This window comes from Macrococcus brunensis, assembly GCF_004359615.1.
In the GTDB taxonomy this organism is placed as follows: Bacteria; Bacillota; Bacilli; order Staphylococcales; family Staphylococcaceae; genus Macrococcus; species Macrococcus brunensis.
This window is the reverse complement of the sequence record NZ_SCWA01000039.1, coordinates 1-1318: the sequence shown is the minus strand read 5'-3', so window position 1 is coordinate 1318 and position 1318 is coordinate 1. Positions and strand designations below refer to the sequence as shown.

General features: G+C 37.6%; 1 protein-coding gene. It reads left to right on the top strand.

All coding sequences use genetic code 11. From position 1 onward, the window contains the following. The coding region (locus tag ERX27_RS11090; RefSeq protein WP_133432852.1) for an IS1182 family transposase at nucleotides 1-1318 on the top strand (1318 nt) is incomplete at both ends.

The window sequence follows — 1318 nt, the reverse complement described above, 5'->3', positions numbered from 1 at the left end:
CCTATAGAACCATCAATCGCTTTAGAGTTCATCCGGTGATGGATGACCTACTGAAAAATTTGTATACTAATTTCAGAGCTCAGCTAACTGAAAACAATCTGATAGATGAGGATGCCATCTTTATAGATGGAACAAAAATTGAAGCAAACGCAAATAAGTATTCATTCGTATGGAAGAAGACTGTTCTCAATAATCAGTCCAAAGCTGTGACCAGAGCCCAGCTTATCTATGAGGATCTCTATGAAAATGAAATCATTCAGGAGATAAAGAACGAAATGGATGAAGAATTTAATATTGATGATACCCCGTATATCGACGAAGCTCTCACAGAGAAAATCGAAGATTTAACACATAAAATGGAGCAGAGCGACGATTCAGAGGAAAGAAAAAGTATCAGAAAAGAGAGAACATCATTAAAGGCTGGGCAAAAAGAAATTAGAGCGATCCTTGAAAGAAATAAAAAATATGAGGGACAGCTCAAGATATTAGGAGAAAGAAACAGCTATTCTAAGACTGACCATGATGCCGTGTTTATGCGTATGAAGGATGATCATATGAGGAATGGTCAGTTGAAAGCCGGATATAATATTCAAATTGCCACTAACAACCAGTTCGTTCTCGCATACGATGTCTTTCCAAACCCTACAGATACTAAGACACTGATTCCATTTCTGAATACATACAAAGCGCTCTATCATAAATTTCCGCAACACATAGTGGCTGATGCTGGTTATGGAAGTGAAAGTAACTATGAAATACTTATAGATGACCTGCAGGTCATCCCGCTCATTCCTTTCAATATGTATGTAAAAGAGCAGTCTCCAGGCTACAGAAAAGATCGATTTAACACTTTTAACTGGAAGTATCATGAATTGGAGGATGCCTTTATATGTCCTCAGAATCATCCACTCCCTTTTAAAGGTTATAGTGTGAGAAAAAATGGTGATAAAGAGCAAGTATCAAAGGTCTATCAATGCGATATGTGTCAGGAATGTCCATTGAAGACCCAGTGTATTTCAGCACAAGCAGCCGGAAACAAGAAAATCTTCAGGAATAATAACCTGGAGTACTTTAAAGAATACACAAGACAAAAGCTTTCAGATCAGGAAACTGGTAACATCTATGCGCGTCGCAAGATAGATGTCGAACCAGTATTTGGATATCTGAAGGCTATTTTGGGGTTCACTCGAATGTCAGTTCGAGGAACTGCCAAAGTAAAAAAAGAAATTGGTATCGCCTTAATGGCAGTAAATATAAGAAAAATGGCTGCCGTAGGCGGTCAGATTATCTGTAAAAATCATAAAAAGACGAAAAAAAT